The organism is Terriglobus sp. RCC_193 (genome assembly GCF_041355105.1).
GTDB lineage: Bacteria > Acidobacteriota > Terriglobia > Terriglobales > Acidobacteriaceae > Terriglobus.
The window spans coordinates 1197676-1214024 of the sequence record NZ_JBFUPK010000001.1 but is presented as its reverse complement, the minus strand read 5'-3'; the positions used below and the strand labels follow the sequence as shown (position 1 = coordinate 1214024).

At 58.5% G+C, this 16349-nt stretch carries 21 protein-coding genes; 16 read left to right on the top strand and 5 right to left on the bottom strand.

Translation table 11 applies throughout. The features are described 5' to 3' along the window. Window positions 1–25: 25 nt before the first annotated feature. From AB6729_RS05105 to AB6729_RS05095, 3 genes are read right to left on the bottom strand one after another with little or no spacing between them, the layout of a single operon-like run. Entirely contained in the window at window positions 26–334 is a 309-nt protein-coding gene (locus AB6729_RS05105; RefSeq protein WP_371080487.1) for a permease, read from the bottom strand. Next, window positions 318–1412, bottom strand: coding sequence for an S-methyl-5-thioribose-1-phosphate isomerase (gene mtnA, locus AB6729_RS05100; protein WP_371080486.1), 1095 nt, complete (start codon window positions 1410–1412; stop codon window positions 318–320). Before mtnA ends, AB6729_RS05105 begins: the two co-directional genes overlap by 17 nt. Continuing rightward, the gene (locus AB6729_RS05095; RefSeq protein WP_371080485.1) at window positions 1396–2310 is read right to left on the bottom strand and encodes a hypothetical protein; all 915 of its coding nucleotides are present in this window, start codon (window positions 2308–2310) and stop codon (window positions 1396–1398) included. Before AB6729_RS05095 ends, mtnA begins: the two co-directional genes overlap by 17 nt. A 76-nt stretch (window positions 2311–2386) precedes the next feature. Between AB6729_RS05095 and AB6729_RS05090 the strand changes: the two genes are divergently transcribed. The 4 genes from AB6729_RS05090 (at window position 2387) to AB6729_RS05075 (ending at window position 4885) form a co-directional block, all read left to right on the top strand. Further along, on the top strand, window positions 2387–2761 hold the full coding sequence (locus tag AB6729_RS05090) for a Fur family transcriptional regulator (RefSeq protein WP_371080484.1): 375 nt from the start codon (window positions 2387–2389) through the stop codon (window positions 2759–2761). A 120-nt stretch (window positions 2762–2881) separates the two neighbouring features. Further along, entirely contained in the window at window positions 2882–4084 is a 1203-nt protein-coding gene (locus AB6729_RS05085; protein WP_371080482.1) for a GTP-binding protein, read from the top strand. Window positions 4085–4134: 50 nt separating this feature from the next. After that, a complete protein-coding gene (locus AB6729_RS05080) occupies window positions 4135–4650 on the top strand; it encodes a hypothetical protein (RefSeq protein ID WP_371080481.1) in 516 nt (171 codons plus the stop codon). A gap of 28 nt (window positions 4651–4678) precedes the next feature. Next, window positions 4679–4885: a hypothetical protein gene (locus AB6729_RS05075; RefSeq protein ID WP_371080480.1), complete on the top strand. Its 207-nt coding sequence runs from the start codon at window positions 4679–4681 to the stop codon at window positions 4883–4885. Here AB6729_RS05075 and pyrE read toward each other — a convergent pair. Further along, window positions 4882–5490: an orotate phosphoribosyltransferase gene (gene pyrE, locus AB6729_RS05070; RefSeq protein ID WP_371080479.1), complete on the bottom strand. Its 609-nt coding sequence runs from the start codon at window positions 5488–5490 to the stop codon at window positions 4882–4884. The two genes, AB6729_RS05075 and pyrE, sit on opposite strands and share 4 nt — an antisense overlap. A gap of 117 nt (window positions 5491–5607) precedes the next feature. On the opposite strand from pyrE, the gene AB6729_RS05065 reads away from it, so the two are divergent. Then, on the top strand, window positions 5608–6123 hold the full coding sequence (locus AB6729_RS05065; protein WP_371080478.1) for a DinB family protein: 516 nt from the start codon (window positions 5608–5610) through the stop codon (window positions 6121–6123). Between the two features lie 356 nt (window positions 6124–6479). On the opposite strand, the gene gap is transcribed toward AB6729_RS05065, so the two are convergent. After that, window positions 6480–7490: a type I glyceraldehyde-3-phosphate dehydrogenase gene (gap, locus tag AB6729_RS05060; protein ID WP_371080477.1), complete on the bottom strand. Its 1011-nt coding sequence runs from the start codon at window positions 7488–7490 to the stop codon at window positions 6480–6482. Between the two features lie 196 nt (window positions 7491–7686). Here gap and AB6729_RS05055 point away from each other — a divergent pair, with 196 nt between their 5' ends. From AB6729_RS05055 to AB6729_RS05005, 11 genes are all read left to right on the top strand, one after another. Next, window positions 7687–8523 carry an AAA family ATPase gene (locus AB6729_RS05055; RefSeq protein WP_371080476.1) on the top strand — a complete coding sequence of 279 codons (837 nt, stop codon included), beginning with the start codon at window positions 7687–7689 and terminating at the stop codon, window positions 8521–8523. A gap of 6 nt (window positions 8524–8529) precedes the next feature. After that, on the top strand, window positions 8530–9306 hold the full coding sequence (locus AB6729_RS05050) for an ATP-binding cassette domain-containing protein (protein ID WP_371080475.1): 777 nt from the start codon (window positions 8530–8532) through the stop codon (window positions 9304–9306). Then, the gene (locus tag AB6729_RS05045; protein WP_371080474.1) at window positions 9303–9935 is read left to right on the top strand and encodes an ABC transporter permease; all 633 of its coding nucleotides are present in this window, start codon (window positions 9303–9305) and stop codon (window positions 9933–9935) included. The genes AB6729_RS05050 and AB6729_RS05045 overlap by 4 nt, the downstream gene beginning before the upstream one ends. Continuing rightward, window positions 9932–10810: a glycine betaine ABC transporter substrate-binding protein gene (locus tag AB6729_RS05040; RefSeq protein WP_371080473.1), complete on the top strand. Its 879-nt coding sequence runs from the start codon at window positions 9932–9934 to the stop codon at window positions 10808–10810. The genes AB6729_RS05045 and AB6729_RS05040 overlap by 4 nt, the downstream gene beginning before the upstream one ends. 58 nt (window positions 10811–10868) lie before the next feature. Continuing rightward, window positions 10869–11237, top strand: coding sequence for a hypothetical protein (locus AB6729_RS05035; protein ID WP_371080472.1), 369 nt, complete (start codon window positions 10869–10871; stop codon window positions 11235–11237). Window positions 11238–11250: 13 nt separating this feature from the next. Further along, on the top strand, window positions 11251–11649 hold the full coding sequence (locus tag AB6729_RS05030; RefSeq protein WP_371080471.1) for a DUF3224 domain-containing protein: 399 nt from the start codon (window positions 11251–11253) through the stop codon (window positions 11647–11649). A 117-nt stretch (window positions 11650–11766) separates the two neighbouring features. After that, a complete protein-coding gene (locus AB6729_RS05025; protein ID WP_371080470.1) occupies window positions 11767–12279 on the top strand; it encodes a type IV pilin protein in 513 nt (170 codons plus the stop codon). A 92-nt stretch (window positions 12280–12371) separates the two neighbouring features. After that, window positions 12372–13019, top strand: coding sequence for an outer membrane lipoprotein carrier protein LolA (locus AB6729_RS05020; protein ID WP_371080469.1), 648 nt, complete (start codon window positions 12372–12374; stop codon window positions 13017–13019). Window positions 13020–13156: 137 nt separating this feature from the next. Then, window positions 13157–13999, top strand: a complete 843-nt coding sequence (locus AB6729_RS05015) for a hypothetical protein (protein ID WP_371080468.1) — start codon at window positions 13157–13159, stop codon at window positions 13997–13999. A gap of 130 nt (window positions 14000–14129) precedes the next feature. Then, window positions 14130–15656: a DUF2271 domain-containing protein gene (locus AB6729_RS05010; RefSeq protein ID WP_371080467.1), complete on the top strand. Its 1527-nt coding sequence runs from the start codon at window positions 14130–14132 to the stop codon at window positions 15654–15656. 61 nt (window positions 15657–15717) lie between these two features. Continuing rightward, window positions 15718–16311, top strand: coding sequence for a PepSY-associated TM helix domain-containing protein (locus AB6729_RS05005; RefSeq protein WP_371080466.1), 594 nt, complete (start codon window positions 15718–15720; stop codon window positions 16309–16311). Window positions 16312–16349: the final 38 nt, after the last annotated feature.

Sequence of the window (16349 nt, the reverse complement as noted above, 5' to 3'; positions counted from 1 at the left end):
TTGATGTGTGGAAAATTTCGTAGTGCTACAGCCAGAACGGATACACAAGGAAGAACAGGATTACGCAGATACACATCAGGTCCATGTACGCGCACAGCACCACGCCACCGTGATACCAGTTCCATTTTGTACGCATGCAGCGCAATGTATCCGCAGTGCCAATGAAAGAAAACAGCAGCGGAATCACAAGCCACGGATTGGCTTTGTTATAGGGGAAGTTTGATAACCAGAACGAAACGGTCAGGCTCAAGAGCACCAGTAGATTGGCGCGCAGCAGCGAACGCTGGCGCCAATCCACGAATGCCATCCGGTGATGGTTATGCAGGTACGCCATCGGTTTCTGCTTGGACTGCGGCCGCCATGGCGCGCATGCTCTCATCGTATGGCGGATACAGCACGCCCCGCTCGGTGATGATGGCGGTGACGTACTTTGCCGGAGTGACGTCGAAGGCAGGGTTCTCAATGCCGCATCCGTCCGGCGTCATCTGCTTGCCGTTGGAGTGTGTCACTTCGTAGGCGCTGCGTTCTTCGATGGGGATGTCATCGCCATGTTTCGTCGCCATGTCCACGGTGGACCACGGTGCGGCCACGTAGAACGGAATGCCATGCTCCTTCGCCAGCACGCTAACGGAGTAGGTGCCGATCTTGTTGGCCACATCGCCGTTGGCAGCAATGCGGTCCGACCCGACGATCACGGCCTGGACACGACCCTTGCGCATCAGCGCGCCGCTCATGTTGTCGCACAGAACGGAGGTGGGAATGCCGTCGTGCAGCAGCTCCCATGCGGTCAGGCGAGCACCCTGCAGGTAGGGGCGCGTCTCATCGGCAAGTACGTTGATCTTGTGTCCGGCTTCGACGGCTGCGCGGATGACACCGAGTGCCGTGCCATAGCCACAGGTCGCCAATGCGCCGGCGTTGCAATGCGTCAGCACGGTACCTTCCTTCGGCAACAGTGCCGCGCCGTAACGGCCCATCGTCTTGCAGGCTGCAATGTCTTCGTCGTACATGCGTAACGCTTCGGCGCGAACTGCTTCACGGATGCGCTCAATCTTTTCGGCTTCCGACAGGTTCGCAGGCTGCTTGTCCACAAGCTGGTAATACAGCACGCGGATGCGTTCGATTGCCCAGAAGAGATTCACGGCTGTGGGGCGGGTAGCGGCCAGTACCTTGGCCATCTCGTCCACGTCTTTGCTCAGTGCGGCAACGGTGGTGGCGGGCGAGTTCTGAATGCCCAGGGCCATGCCCATAGCGGCAGAAACGCCAATGGCCGGAGCGCCGCGGACAATCATGTCGCGGATGACGGTGGCAACGTCCTGATAGCTGGTGGCGAGTACGTAGGTTTCTTCAAGCGGAAGCTTCGTCTGATCGAGGAAGCGAACGCCCTGGTCGGTCCATTCAAGAGTAGGAATCATCGCCTTTAAGTTTACGCTTTCGTGAGCTTGAAGGTGTGGCTGCTATCACCGCTTCAGCAGGTTCCGATGTGGCAATAATGCCGTACTTCATTTCCAAAAACTGCCGCAGGGAAGCGGGCAGCGTGGCCGCAATCTCCTGCCACGTCAGCATCAGAATGCGGCTGCGCAGATGGCTGTAACGGATGGCGGAGAGCACGGCGAAGTATTGCCTCTGCAGATCTGGTCTGCGCTCATCGAGAAATACGGCAAAACGCGCCTCGGCATGATGTGCCGCCAGCACGCCGCGCAGAAGCTGATAGCTGCGAAACAGATTGCGCGACCGGGGAAGCCGATCGGTTTCGAAGACCTCTTCGAACGCTTCGTAACGCCGCAGCAGGTCGGGTCGCGCTGTCTGAAAATCGGACTCGCTCAACTTCGCTTCCACCAGCAGATCGCCGATGCGCATATCCATCTCCGTGCGATCGTCATGGCCGTCGCGAAGTGATGTGCGCACGCGGAAACCAAATGCAGGTGCTGCGTCGGGATCGATGTTCAGCAGGGATTGCAGGCGTTTGGATCGCAGTGTCTGCGGATGGCAGAAGATGTTCATCAGCAACGCATCGGAACTTGCAGCGCAATCCAGTTCGCCGCGGCTGCGTTCGTTGCCGCGCATAATGCGGCTGGACGCGGTGTATGCCTTGCCGAGCCGCTCCGCCCAATCCGGATTGGCAAGAATGCGCTTGTAACTTGCGGGATGAAAGTTACCGTGCTGACCGTTTTCATCTTCACAAAACAAGACGGAAGGGATGCTGCCGTAGGTTGTTTCATGTGCGTCGGCCAGGTTGCGGGCGCTGATCTCGCGGCGAAGATTCGTCGCCGATCGTACGATGAGTTCAGGGGATTCCGTCCGCGCTGCCATAGGTTGATTGTAGGCGATGAAAGGGCGAAGATGGGCGCGGATGCCCCTGCAACGATAGACTTCGCTGAGAGCCCTGATGACGACCCAACGAAATACGCGCCAGAAACAGGCCATCCGCAGTGCCTTTGACAAGACCGACCGACCGCTTTCGCCGGAGGAGATATTGCAAAGCGCTCGCGGCGATGTGAAGGGGCTTAGCCTGGCTACGGTCTATCGCAACGTGAGCGCACTGCTGGAAGAAGAATGGTTGCAGGCCGTGGAGCTTCCCGGCATTCCGACGCGCTACGAGCGTGCGGGGAAGGAACATCACCACCATTTTCACTGCAACACCTGCGGCAAGGTATATGAGGTTGCGGGCTGTGCCATGCAGGTGAAACCCCGGTTGGCGCGCGGGTTTCGTGTAACCGGGCACGAGTTCACACTGTTTGGCGTGTGCCCCGATTGCCAGTAAAACGCGCAGTCCCCTAAACCAATCAATGCGTTCTTTAAATGCAAACGGAGTTGCATTAGCGATAGCCATCCTCTATAAATAGGAATTAGTTCGCAATAGTAGAGGGTGAGGGGATTTGAAATGCAACTGCCTGTGACCGTGTTGTCGGGATTTCTTGGTGCGGGAAAGACCACGCTGCTGAATCATGTGCTGGCCAACCGCGAGGGGTTGCGTGTGGCGGTGATCGTGAACGATATGAGTGAGATCAATATCGATTCGCAGTTGGTGGCCCAGGGCGCGGGGTTAAGCCGCACGGAAGAAAAGCTGGTGGAGATGACCAACGGCTGCATCTGCTGCACGCTGCGTGAGGACCTGTTGCAGGAGGTGTCGCGCCTTGCGCATGAAGGCCGCTTCGACTATCTGCTGATTGAATCCACGGGCATCTCGGAGCCATTGCCGGTGGCCGCTACCTTCACATTCATCGACGAGACAGGACGCTCGTTATCAAGCGCGGCGAAGCTGGACACGATGGTGACGGTGGTGGATGCCTCCAGTTTTCTGAGGGATCTGGATTCCGCAGACGATCTGCGCGATCGTGGCGAATCCATGGGAGAAGAGGACGAGCGCACACTGTCCGACTTGTTGATCGATCAGGTGGAGTTTGCGAATGTGCTGGTGTTGAACAAGACAGACCTTGTCTCTATCGCGGAGCTTGCGCGCGTGGAAGGTGTGCTGCACCATCTGAACCCGAAGGCGCACGTTGTGTATGCGGAGCGCGGTGCGGTGCCGTTGAAAACCATCCTCAACACCGGCCTGTTCAACATGGAAGAGGCGGAGAACTCTGCCGGATGGATTCAGGAGCTGAACAACGTCCACACGCCGGAGACGGAGGAGTATGGCATTACCAGCTTTGTCTATCGCGCACGCAGACCGTTTCATCCGCAGCGATTGGAAGAGTTGACGAACGATCCTCTGCCGAATGTGCTGCGCGCAAAGGGATTTCTGTGGCTCGCAACGGCGCAGGATGACCTGATCCTCTTCTCCATCGCAGGCAGAAACATGGCGATGGAACCGCAGGCGCGTTGGATGGCCGCGATGGAGACGGTGGACATCGATGATCCGGAGACGCTCGACTACTACCAGAGTGTGTGGCAGCAGCCCTATGGCGATCGTCGTCAGGAGATTGTCTTCATCGGGCAGGGAATGGATCGCGAAGCACTGGAGCTTCTCCTGAATGATGCGTTGTTGACGGATGAAGAATTTGCCGCGGGACCCAGGGCGTGGGGCAACTATGACTGCCCCTTTGCCATGATGTTCCCCGAACGCGGACAGCGCGCTGCCTAGTGTTGTCCGCGTCTTTTTTCTCTTTGAAACCTGGCCTGGGCGGACGGAGAATGCGGCGAGAACTGCCGCAAGTCCTCCGCCGCGGCTCGGCTTTGCTGCATCAGCAGTGTTGGCTCTGGGGCTGCGACATCCGCAGATCGGAAGGTAATCTGCTGCTGACGTATGGCTTCGCGCGGCAGGCCGATCTTGAGGGCAAGCGTTCCACGCAATACACGCTTCCTCTGGAACACTGCAGCATCGTCCGTCTATGGGGTTCCGGTTTCTATTTTGGAAGTGTGGAAGAAGGCGTCTTCCTGAATCGCTTTGCCTTTGAGCCGCGGCTGGTGCGGTTTACAGAGGACTGGCAGGACCCAGTGCGGTTAAAGGAAGCGCCGCGCTATATGGATTTTCAACGCCTCAGTGCTGCATGTGGCTGGATCGCGGAATACGAAATGTGGGCGTTACTGCAGTTTGGCAAAGCGTATCGACGTACCTGCCTGTTGAGCGGCCCTGATCCTGCGCAGGAAGTTGAAGGCATCGCTGCGACGTGGCGGCAACTGGCAAAGGAGTTGGCTGCGTTCTGCTAAACGCCTGCACACGGCATACGATGGATGTATGCGTTTGTTGAACAAGGATGACCTCGCGCTGGGCGAAGATTGGTATGGCAACAATGCCGCAGTGACCTGTTTCCACTGCGGCAAGGTATTTCTCACGTCACAGATTCTTCATCGCAAAGGGCGCGCATGCCCGAAGTGCGGTGTGTGCAAGGTGGCGTTTACGAAGCAGGGCGTGACGGTAAGCGAAGCGGGCGATCCGGTTTAGATCTGCGTCAGCTTTTCCGCGCGGACATCGCTTGCGGTGAAGACGCTGAGGAACGGCGCATTGCCAATGGCCGCTTCAATGTTCGCGCGTCCACCCTGTTCGCGGTCCACAAGGCAGAGCACGGCTGCAACGGTCATGCCCGCGGCCTTTACGGCTTCAATGGCGGTGATGGTGCTGCCGCCGGTGGTGCAGACGTCGTCCACCACGACCACGGAAGCGCCTTCGCGCACATAGCCCTCAATCTGGCGTCCGGTGCCGTGCTGCTTTAGCGCCTTGCGGACGAGGAAGCCGTGCACGGGTGTCGCTGCAGGATGTTCCAGCGCATACCAGGCTGTGGCAGACGCCGTATTGCTCACCAGCGGGTCTGCGCCCATCGTCAGGCCGCCCACGGCTACTGCGTGGGGAGCGTGCTGGCGAATCAGTTCCGCGAAGACGAGTCCGCTCAGACGGCCACCCTCTGCATCCAGTGTCGTAGTGCGGCAGTCGATGTAGTAATCGCTCTTGGCGCCTGAAGCCAGCGTGAAATCACCTAGTCGGAAGCTGAGCTTTGCAATCAGGCTGAGAAGTTTGGCGCGGTCGGCGTGCAGAGCGGTGGACAGGGTCATGTGTCTATGAAAACAGCCGCGCTGCAAGTGAGCAAGTCAGCGGGTTCGCGCCTGAGCGAGTACCCAGGTTAGCTTCGCGAACCTGGTGCACCCGGCGTATCGTTTTCACGTGAGGTGATGGCGATGGATGCGGTGTCGTTTTTTGCGGGCCAGTTGCAGAGGGAACATGCGTTGAACAAAAAAGTGCTGGCACAGGTGCCGGAAGGCAAAAACACCTGGAAGCCGCATGAGAAGTCGATGGAACTAGGTTATCTGGCGGCGTTGGTGGCGCAGATGCCGGCGTGGATTGCCCTGGTGCTCACGACAGACGAGATGGAATTGACGGACCCTCACGCCGGGAAGGACTTCCGTCCCGTGGCGCAGGATTCGCGCGAAGCGCTGCTGGTGTATGCGGATGCTGCGCTCGCCAAGGCAGACTCCGCGCTGTCCCATGTCAGCGAAGGCGCGTGGGAGGGAAGCTGGAACCTGAAGATTGGTGGTCGAGTGGTCAGCAGCGCTTCGCGGCTGCAGCAGGTGGCAGAGAACTTTACCCACTTGGCACACCATCGCGGCCAGTTGACGGTCTACCTGCGGCTGCTGGATGCGACCGTGCCTGCGACGTATGGGCCCAGCGCGGATGAAAAGGTGGGGTAACTCCGCTACAATTCACGGCCCGTCATCCTGAGCGAAACGAAGCGTAGCGGAGTGCAGTCGAAGGACCTGCTTGCTTTTCGCGCTACTGGAATTTTCAAGGAAATGGATAACTGACTCGCGTGATGCATCTCAGTTGCCTGAGAGGAAAGCAGGTCCTTCGGCTTCGCTCAGGATGACGAACTTCGTTCGTATGAGCTTCGCTGGTTTTGTGCATCCTTGCTTTATTCGAAGTTGTTAGCGTCCTTGCTTCTATTCGAAGCTGTTTGCATCCTTGCTTTTATTCGAAGCTATTCTCTGAAGAAAACGAAACGGGTGCGACGCATGTCGCACCCGTTTGCCTGTCGTGGTTATGAAACTTACAGGCCCTTGCTTACCAGGAACAGGATCAGGTCCTTCACGCGCGAGCTGTAGCCCCACTCGTTGTCGTACCAGGAGATGACCTTGCCCGTCTTATCGCCGATGACCTTGGTCAGCTTCGAGTCGAAGATGGAGGAGCGGTCGTCGCCCTTGAAGTCGCTGCTGACCAGTTCCTTGTCCGTGTAGCCAAGGATGCCTTTCAGAGCGCCTTCGCTGGCGGACTGGATAGCGTCGTTGATGCTGGCGACGGTCATCGGTTTTTCCGTGTTGAACGTCAGGTCGATCACGGAGACGTTCGGCGTGGGCACGCGCATGGAGAAGCCGTCCAGCTTGCCGTCCATCTCAGGAATGACCAGTTTCAGGGCCTTGGCAGCGCCTGTGGTCGACGGGATCATGTTCAGGGCTGCAGCGCGGGCGCGGCGCAGGTCCTTATGCGGGAAGTCCAGGATGACCTGATCGTTGGTGTAGCTGTGGATCGTGGTCATGATGCCGCTGGTGATGCCGAAGGTGTCATGCAGCACCTTGACGACCGGCGCAAGACAGTTGGTGGTGCAGCTGGCGTTGGAGATGACGTGATGCTTTGCGGCGTCGTACTTGTCGCCGTTCACGCCCAGCACCAGGGTTACGTCCTCGTTAGTGGCAGGAGCGGAGATGATGACCTTCTTCACGGTCTCGCCCAGGTGAGCCTTGGCCTTGGTGGCGTCGGTGAAGTGGCCGGTGGATTCCACCACGATCTGTGCGCCAACTTCTGCCCAGGGTAGCTTGGCGGGGTCACGCTCGGCAAAAACCTTGATCTTCTTGCCGTTGACGCTGATGTAGTCATCGCCCGCTTCGATCTCGTGCTTGTGCAGGTTGCCGAGGATGGAGTCGTACTTGAGCAGGTGCGCCAGCGTCGCAGGGCTGGTCAGGTCGTTGACGGCCACAAACTCGATTTCAGGGTTGTCGAGTGCGGTGCGGAAGACGTTGCGGCCGATACGGCCAAATCCGTTGATGCCTACCTTTACTGCCATGACGTGTCTTTAGCTTCCTCTCAGGGTTACGGCGAACGCCGTTTCGTCCGTCGCAACCAGTGTAGCGGGTGCGCTGTGGGGTGGCGCAATTCCGCTGTGTGAAACGTCAGGGGAGCCGTCGCAGATTCCTGTCGAGTTTGGCCTGAGGCGCGTGGTGTGTTACAAACCGGCTATGCGGGACTGGATCCGCAACAAGATGAAAAGACGTGGTAAGCGTGGCCCCAACAACAGCGAGGCCACCGGAAAGATTGGGCAGGAGATCCCACAGGATCAGCCTGCAGCGCTGCAGCCGAGTTACCCCGAATCGCCTGCAAAAACGGAAATAGCTGCTGAAGCCGAGCCGGAAACGGTTGAGGTGGAGCCAGTTGCTCCCGGCAAAATTGAAGTGGAAACACAGCCGGAATCGCTGGTGAGCGCTCCTGAGGAACCGCCGTCGGTTGCGGCGGGTGACAAGTCCGCTCCGCGTGGCTATGTTGTTCTGACCATTGGCCTTCCCGGCAGTGGCAAGACGACGTGGTTCAAGCGCCGTGGTGTGTCTCCCCTCAGCAGCGACATGCTGCGCAACATCCTCTTTGACGACATTACGGACCAGCGTTACAGCGGTCTGGTGTTCAGCACGTTGCGTTCATTGCTGCGTGCACGCCTGATTGCCAAGATGCCGTGGAACTACGTGGATGCCACCAACCTCAGCGCCCACGAGCGCCGCCAGTGGATCAAGATGGCACGCTCGTTCGGCTACGAGGTGCAGGCCGTGTACTTTGACGTGCCGCTGGCCGTTTGCGTGGACCGCAACAGCAAGCGCGAACGCCGCGTGGCCGATGACGTGATGCAGAAGATGGCAGAACGCCTGCGTCCGCCGTCGTTCAAGGAAGGCTTCACGAAGATCACGGTGGTTCGCGTCAAGGGGCAGGGCAGCGCCGCCCCGGTGTCTGCTGTCAACGATGATGCCTTTAACGCGCCTGTGCCCGCCGATGTGGATGCACCGGAGTTGGACGGACCGGAAGGTATCGAGCCGGACGAGTCGGTCGAGTAGATACCCATGAACGGCGCGGCCATTGAGTTCCGCGACGTGACAGTGGACGCAGCGCCCTCCCGGAAACATTCCGGCGAGGGCGTTGCTATTCTCAACAGCATTTCGCTGCGGCTGGAGGCGGGAACGACAACGGCCCTGCTTGGTCGTTCCGGCAGCGGCAAAACGACACTGCTGCGCACCATCAACGGACTGGTATCGCCAACTTCTGGAACAGTGCTGATCGATGGCGAAGTCGTTGGCGCGGGCGATCTGTTGGCGTTGCGGCGCCGCATTGGCTACGTCATTCAGGAGACGGGGCTCTATCCTCACCTGACCATCGAACGCAACGTGGCCATGCCTCTGGAGCTTGCGGGAACGCCACTGACGGAGCGGCAATTGCGCGTACGCGAACTGCTTGCCATGACGGGACTCGATCCGGCGAAGTTTGCGGAACGCATGCCGTGGCAAGTGTCTGGTGGGCAGCGTCAACGTGCAGGTGTGGCGCGTGCGCTGGCTGCCGATCCTTCCATCCTGCTGCTGGACGAGCCCTTCGGCGCGCTCGATCCGCTGACGCGCGCAGAGATGCAGACCATGCTGCGCGACCTGCTGACGAAACTGCAGGAGACCGCAGTGATCGTTACGCATGATTTACAGGAAGCGGTCTTTCTTGCGGATCGGATACTGCTGCTGGACAAGGGAAGCATCGTTGCTGATCTGCCTTCGCGGGAAGTCCTGCACTCTCAGATTCCCGCAGTGAAGGAATACGTGGCGGCGGTGCAGCGCTTCACGGAGGCAGAGTCATGAGCTTCCTTCGCCTGCATCTGCATGAGCTTCTGCAACTGACCTTTGAGCATCTGTGGCTTACGGCGTCTGCGATGTTGTTCGCATCGCTCATCGCCATTCCTGCGGGCATCTGGCTCACACGGCATGAGCGATGGGCAAAGCCTGTCATCGGATTTGCAAACGTGGTGCAGACTGTGCCAAGCCTTGCACTCTTTGGTCTGCTGCTGCCAGTACCGTGGCTCGGGGAAAACGCGGCAAGGCTCGCCATCCTTGCGCTTACCGGCTATGCGTTGCTGCCGATTCTCCGCAATACCTACGTGGGCATACAGGGCATTGACCCGGCACTGATCGACGTGAGCCATGCACTTGGCATGACGGGCTGGCAGCGGCTGACCAAAGTGGAATTGCCGCTTTCTGCCAGTGTTCTGCTCGCTGGACTTCGCACAGCGACTGTTACCTGCGTTGGTGTGGCAACGATTGCAGCAGCCATTGGCGCAGGCGGTCTGGGCGAATTTATCTTTCGCGGCGTGGCGTCCGTGGATAACCGTTTCGTTCTATTAGGTGCCATTCCCGCTGCGTTGCTCGCGCTCTTTGCGGATGCAATTCTTGGATGGATTGAACATCGGGTGGAAGTGCGGAGGCCGCAGTGAGACGCAAAGCGGCATTCGTGCTGCCGCTATTCCTTCTGTTGTTGACGGCATGTAATCCGCCGCATGGTTCACGCATTGTCATCGGTGCGAAGAACTTTACAGAGCAGGTTTTACTAGGGGAACTGCTGGCCCAGGAGATCGAAGCACAGGGGGAACCGGTCGACCGTCGCTTCTATCTTGGAGGGAGTTACATCGCTCACCAGGCGCTTGTCTCCGGTCGCATTGACGCTTATGTGGAGTACAGCGGAACGGCGTTGACCTCCATCCTGAAACAGCCGCTTGACCACGATCCACAGCGTGTCTTCGATACAGTCGCTCGCATCTATCGCGAACGATATGGCGTGCGTGTGATGCCATCGCTGGGCTTTGAAAATACCTTTGCTATGGTGATGCGGAGCGAAGATGCGGATCGACTTCATCTCACCCTATTGAGCGAACTCGCGAGTGCAGCGTCATCGCTGAAACTGGGTGTGGGATACGAGTTTGAGGAGCGTCCGGACGGCCTTCGTGGGCTGCAGGCTGCGTATGATCTGCACTTTCAGGGGTCACCGCGCGTGATGGATCTCGGACTGCTGTATCGCGCATTACAGAGCCACCAGGTGGACATCGTCAGTGGTAATTCCACAGACGGTGCGATTCCAGCGATGGGATTTCGCGTGCTCGCGGATGATCGTCATTACTTTCCGCCGTACCAGGCCGTTCCGTTGGTTCGTGAGGACATGCTGCGGACGCATCCTGCGGCCCTGAAGGCACTTCAAATGCTGACCGGAAAAATCTCCGAAGCCCAGATGCAGGCGATGAATCACGAAGTGGAAGGCGAGCACAGGGACCCTGCGGAAGTGGTGAAGACGTTCCGGTTGAAAAGCGGCCTGTGATATCAGTTTTAGAACTCCGAACACGACTTTCTTCGGAGCCACGCATCCAACGAAGAAGATGACGCAAGTAAACCTGAAGCGATTGATTTTGTCCTGCGCGGCAACTGTGATCTCTGTGTTTTTGTTCCTTGGGGAGGGATACGAACACATTGACGCAGCGCGTCCTGAGACGCTGCTGTCTTCGCTTTGGAATGTCTGCGGCATCCTGATGCTGATGTGTATCGCGTGGCTTTGGGTAGAAGTCGTTTTGCTGTTGCTTTCCCCGTCGCAATCAAATCCACAGGCCAGCGGTGACGATTTGCTAAGCTGGGCTGATGAACCGCATCTCCCTGTTTCGTATGGCCGCGTTCCTTATGCTGGTTCTTCCGAGTTGCGCTTTTTCGCAGGGCAGGAGAATCGCAAGCGGGACAACGAAACCAAGCTCTGAAAGGATCGCGAAGATGCATGCAACAGGAACATTCCAGGTGGCCGTAAAACCGGCAGAGGCCAGCGAAATCGGCAAAGCTGCGGGGCTTGGCCGCATGACCATTGACAAGGTGTGGAGCGGTGACATCGAAGGCACCAGCAAAGGCGAAATGACCACCACTGCGGTCGGAACGACGATGGCCTATGTGGCACTGGAAACGATGAACGTGAAGATTAATGGCAAGTCCGGGACATTCGTCTTTTCGCACAAGGCGACCATGGATTCCACCAATCCGAAGAGTGGCGTCATGGAGGTCAGCGTGCTTCCAAATACCGGGACCGGCGATTTAAAGGGGATTGAAGGTACCCTGCAGATCGCCATCGACAAATCCGGCCATAGTTATGACTTCACCTACACATTGCCCGCTCAGTAAATTTTCGCTTTACCCCATACACAACAGACCTGACTTCTTTTTGCTACAGTTTGTGTTGTCGATTCGCTTTCCGCTCCGTCTCTCAGAGCAGGGCTGACGAACTCGCTGAGGATCCGCATGACTTTCCCGAACCGCCACCGTACATCGCGCCAGGATGAGGGCTTTACACTCATTGAACTGCTGATCGTGATGTCCATCATCATCATCATCGCCACCTTCGCGATCCCCAACATTACGCGTATCAAGCGCCAGGGTAACGAGACATCAGCCATCCAGTCCATCCGCGCCATTGTGGCGGCGCAGTTGCAGTATCAGCAGACGTATCCCGCTAATGGTTACGCCTGTTCGCTGGCAGCGCTGGGTGGCGATAAGGGAGCAGCTCCTACTCCCGCAGCAGCAGGCCTGCTGCCTACCGATCTGGCAGGTGGCGAGAAGGCGGGTTACACCTTCGCGCTGGTGAACTGCAACAAGGTGACGATTAACAACCAGGATCAGTACACCTCGTACGAGATCACCGCTGTTCCGCAGAAGGTGGGCAACACCGGCGACCGCGGGTTTTGCTCAGACGATTCGCAGCAGATCAAGTACGACCCCAAAGGCGGCACTGCCTGCACCCAGCCCATTCAGTAGCGGGTTCTGGTGTTTGAAGAGGCGCAGCTTCGGCTGCGCCTTTCGTCTGTACGGGATGACTACCGGGAGAGTTTGTGCGTCTTAGCAAAACGATGAAGTTTCTTACAGGATTTGCCGCGGTGGCTGTGTTGACTGGGTCAGTGCATGCACAGGATGTCCATGCCATTGCATCGAAAATCGACGATCACTACAACCATCTGGCCACTCTGCGCTCGTCCTACACTGAGCATTACAGCGGCATGGGCCAGCAGCGGACTGAGAGCGGCACGCTGCTGTTGAAGAAGCCGGGGCGTATGCGCTGGCAGTACAGCAACGGGAAACTGTTCGTGCTGGACGGCAAATACGCCATCAGCTACACGCCGGGTGATCCGCAGGCGCAGCGAGTTCCGGCAAAACAACTGGATGACATGCGTTCGCCGCTGCGCTTTCTGCTGGGCCACACAAAGCTGGAAAAGGAGCTGGATAACCTGAAGGTAACGCCAGCAGGCAGTGGGGAAGTGACGCTGAGCGGAACGCCTCGCTATGAGATGTCGCCCGGCGACCAGCGCGTGCAGCGCATTGCGGTGACGGTGGTCGCAGCGACGGGAGTCATCACCGGCCTGCGCATCGAAGAGATTGACGGCACGGTGACGGAGTTTGCCTTCCGCGACATGAAAGAGAACGTCGCAGCCTCGGATGCGGACTTCCGTTTCACGCCTCCAGCGGGCGTGACGGTGGTGGATGGCCTGCCTCCGGCGTAGCCATCTTCCTCGGAAATGGGCGTTTATCGCATGGCGCATCTTGCGGCTTTGGAATTTTGTGCTTGATCTAGGACTAAATATGTCCTACAAAGAATAAGGACGTATTCAGTCCGCATTCTCCTCAGGATCGTTTCCCGATGAAGCCCTCGCACCTGTTGTTCGCCCTGCCCATTCTTCTTTCCACGGCCGCTGTTGCACAGGGACCTGGTGGTGGACCGCCGAAGCGCATTCTTCTGGAAGCGCTGGACACGGACGGTGACGGCCAGCTTTCCGCTGCGGAGATCGCTGCGGCATCGCAGTCGTTGCTGAAGCTGGATAAGAATGGCGATGGGCAGATCACATCAGCGGAATACAGTCCGCGCCTGGAAGACAAGACTGCCACCAGCGACCTGGAGCAGCGCCTGATGCTGCTGGACAAGAATGGCGACGGCGTTCTGACGGCGGACGAAGTGCCTGAGCGGATGAAGCCGCTCTTTGAGCGTGGCGATACCAATCACGACGGCAAGCTGACCAAAGAAGAGATCGCCGCCATGTCCGGCAAGCAGGCTGACCCTCAGGGGCGCCCTGTTGGTCGCGGCAACTTCAACAGCATGGACCCCATCATGATTGCGCTGGATGTGGACAAGGACGGCATTCTCTCCGCGGCGGAAATTGCGAATGCTCCTGCTGCGCTGAAGACGCTGGACAAGGACGGCGATGGCACACTGTCCACAGCGGAACTTCGCATGCGCCAGCAGACACCCCGTCAGCGCGCCGAGCACCTCTTTGACGAGTGGGATACGAACAAGGACGGTTTTCTGATCAAGGAAGAGATGCCGGATCGTATGCAGGCGCAGTTTGAGGCGATTGATACGAACCATGACGGCAAGGTCGACATGGATGAGGCCACCGCTTACATGGAGAAGCAGCCGCAGGGACGTGGACCGGGTGGACCCGCTGGCGGTCAGCGCCCTCAGGGAGAAGGCCAGCCTCGTCCTTAAATCGCAACAAATTCCTGCGTTTCAACGTCGATATCAATGAGCAGCAAGGTTTTCCCCTGTACGGATTTCACCTCCGGGAGATGTGTTTGTGAAAAAGACTGTTTCGATTATGAGAGGTAGCGTTACCTCTTTGGCTGCTATTACATTGGGTCTGCTGCCTGGTTTTGTGGCGGCACATGCGGCGGAACTCACGGTGACTCCGGCGAAGGATGCTGCGGGTACATGGGGTTTTTCGCATGAGAATGTGCTGGGAACATCGCTGGATGCGGCCATCAGCGCACCGTCGCAGCACGATGCGCGTGTGGCGGAGAAGGCGGCTCTTGCGGAGTTTGATCGTCTGTCGGTAAAGCTCAGCGCATGGAATGCTGACAGTGAATTTTCGCGCTGGCAGCGGACGCGTGGCGTTGCGGTGAAGGTATCGCCGGAGTTGATGGAAGTGCTGGCGCGCTTCGATGCATGGCAGGGCGAGACGGGCGGTGTTCTGAATGCGTCCAGCGAGACGGCTGCCAAGGTGTGGCGTAGCGCGGCGGTAAAGGGTGCAGCGCCTTCCACGGAACAGCTTGCTGCTGTGGTGCAGGCCATGAAGCAGCCGCACTGGTCACTGGATCGCGTCCATGGCACGGCGACACGTCTGGGCGGGGCGCCGCTGGTTCTTGCCACGTTCACGAAGAGCTGGATCACGGAGAAGGCTGCGGAAGCCGCTCTGCATGCGGGTGCGACAGGCGTCATGCTGAATGTTGGCGGCGACATTGTTACGCGTGGCGCGCTCACGCAGCGGGTGGATGTTGCCAATCCACAGGCGCACACCGAGAACGATGCCGCCATCGACACCGTGGTGCTGCGCGATCGCGCCATTGCCACCAGCGGTAGTTATCGCCGCGGGTTTGATGTTGCGGGCGAGCACATGTCGCATCTCATTGATCCGCGCACAGCCACGCCTGCATCGCAGGTGTTGTCCTCCAGCGTCATCGCGCAGGATGCAACCACCGCAGGCGCACTGGCCACAGCATTGTCCATTCTGTCGCCGCGTGAATCGCAGGCGCTGATGCAGCGTCACCCGGAGGCACAGTACCTCATCGTGACCGCTGCGGGTAAAGAGATTCGCAGCAACGGCTGGACGAACTACGCAGAGCCGAAGCTGGAGCGTGCTGCGTACATTGTGAAGGCGGGCGCTGCCGCACCGCAGGCTGGTACCAATTGGAATCAAGCCATGGAACTGCAGATCAAGCTGGAACTGCCGCGCATGGATAATCCGCGTTATCGTCGCCCGTATGTTGCGGTGTGGATCGAAGACAAGGACAAGTATCCGGTCCGCACCATTGCGCTGTGGTTCAAGAACCCGCGCTGGCTGAATGAATTGAAGGGGTGGTATCGCGATGACCAGCTGCGCAACCTGAGCGAAGGCACGGACATCTCCGCAACGGTCTCCAGCGCCACGCGCGTACCCGGTTCGTACACGCTGAAGTGGGACGGTAAGGACAACAACGGCAAGCTGGTGAAGGCAGGCACGTACACCGTGGTGATTGAGGCTGCGCGTGAGCACGGCGGACACTCGCTGCTGCGCCAGGAGATCAACTTCAACGGCACGCCCGCGGCAAAGACGTTGCCGGCGAGCGACGAACTGGGAGTGGTGCAGCTTGACTACCGCAAGCACTAATCCTTCCACTAAACCCGAAAGTCATCACAGCACACCCGGAAAGGCGCAGCAGCCTCTCCGGGTGCGTCTGCGTAAGCAGACCGCGATCGTCTCGCGCTGGCTGCATATCTACCTGTCCATGGTGAGCTTCGCCGTGGTGTTGTTCTTTGCCGTGACGGGACTCACGCTGAACCATGCGGAGTATTTCTCCCATGGCGAGGTGGTTAAGAACCTTAGCGGTTCACTGTCCGCGAAGGAGATGGGGCCGAAGGAACATCCCGACACGTTGGCCATCGTGGAGCATATCCGCAACACGGACCACGTACATGGCGCGGTGAATACCGAAGACCTGCGCGTGGATGATGACCAGATCACTTTCAGCTTTCGTGGCCCCGGCTACAGCGCAGACACCACCGTCGATCGCGCAACGGCGAAGTACCAGGTGGTGGAAACGAAGGCGGGCTTCGTCGCTGTCATCAACGACCTTCACAAAGGGCGTGATAGCGGCAAGGTGTGGTCGTGGGTGATTGACGGCTCCGCTATCCTGCTCACGCTGGTATCGCTTTCGGGACTGGTGCTGATCTTCTTCATCTACAAGCGTCGTACCAGCGGCCTGTTGCTGGCCGCGATCGCAACAGCCCTGTGCCTGCTGCTGTATCGCATCTGGGTGCCTTAAAAATATCTGGGTGCCGTACAAGAACGAACGCAGCGAAT

What these genes read in the sequence shown, in the direction of transcription:
- AB6729_RS05105 (WP_371080487.1), bottom strand. Translation starts at nt 334, where the DNA reads ATGGCGTACCTGCATAACCATCACCGGATGGCATTCGTGGATTGGCGC.
- mtnA (WP_371080486.1), bottom strand. Translation starts at nt 1,412, where the DNA reads ATGATTCCTACTCTTGAATGGACCGACCAGGGCGTTCGCTTCCTCGAT.
- AB6729_RS05095 (WP_371080485.1), bottom strand. Translation starts at nt 2,310, where the DNA reads ATGGCAGCGCGGACGGAATCCCCTGAACTCATCGTACGATCGGCGACG.
- AB6729_RS05090 (WP_371080484.1), top strand. Translation starts at nt 2,387, where the DNA reads ATGACGACCCAACGAAATACGCGCCAGAAACAGGCCATCCGCAGTGCC.
- AB6729_RS05085 (WP_371080482.1), top strand. Translation starts at nt 2,882, where the DNA reads ATGCAACTGCCTGTGACCGTGTTGTCGGGATTTCTTGGTGCGGGAAAG.
- AB6729_RS05080 (WP_371080481.1), top strand. Translation starts at nt 4,135, where the DNA reads ATGCGGCGAGAACTGCCGCAAGTCCTCCGCCGCGGCTCGGCTTTGCTG.
- AB6729_RS05075 (WP_371080480.1), top strand. Translation starts at nt 4,679, where the DNA reads ATGCGTTTGTTGAACAAGGATGACCTCGCGCTGGGCGAAGATTGGTAT.
- pyrE (WP_371080479.1), bottom strand. Translation starts at nt 5,490, where the DNA reads ATGACCCTGTCCACCGCTCTGCACGCCGACCGCGCCAAACTTCTCAGC.
- AB6729_RS05065 (WP_371080478.1), top strand. Translation starts at nt 5,608, where the DNA reads ATGGCGATGGATGCGGTGTCGTTTTTTGCGGGCCAGTTGCAGAGGGAA.
- gap (WP_371080477.1), bottom strand. Translation starts at nt 7,490, where the DNA reads ATGGCAGTAAAGGTAGGCATCAACGGATTTGGCCGTATCGGCCGCAAC.
- AB6729_RS05055 (WP_371080476.1), top strand. Translation starts at nt 7,687, where the DNA reads ATGAAAAGACGTGGTAAGCGTGGCCCCAACAACAGCGAGGCCACCGGA.
- AB6729_RS05050 (WP_371080475.1), top strand. Translation starts at nt 8,530, where the DNA reads ATGAACGGCGCGGCCATTGAGTTCCGCGACGTGACAGTGGACGCAGCG.
- AB6729_RS05045 (WP_371080474.1), top strand. Translation starts at nt 9,303, where the DNA reads ATGAGCTTCCTTCGCCTGCATCTGCATGAGCTTCTGCAACTGACCTTT.
- AB6729_RS05035 (WP_371080472.1), top strand. Translation starts at nt 10,869, where the DNA reads ATGACGCAAGTAAACCTGAAGCGATTGATTTTGTCCTGCGCGGCAACT.
- AB6729_RS05030 (WP_371080471.1), top strand. Translation starts at nt 11,251, where the DNA reads ATGCATGCAACAGGAACATTCCAGGTGGCCGTAAAACCGGCAGAGGCC.
- AB6729_RS05025 (WP_371080470.1), top strand. Translation starts at nt 11,767, where the DNA reads ATGACTTTCCCGAACCGCCACCGTACATCGCGCCAGGATGAGGGCTTT.
- AB6729_RS05020 (WP_371080469.1), top strand. Translation starts at nt 12,372, where the DNA reads ATGAAGTTTCTTACAGGATTTGCCGCGGTGGCTGTGTTGACTGGGTCA.
- AB6729_RS05015 (WP_371080468.1), top strand. Translation starts at nt 13,157, where the DNA reads ATGAAGCCCTCGCACCTGTTGTTCGCCCTGCCCATTCTTCTTTCCACG.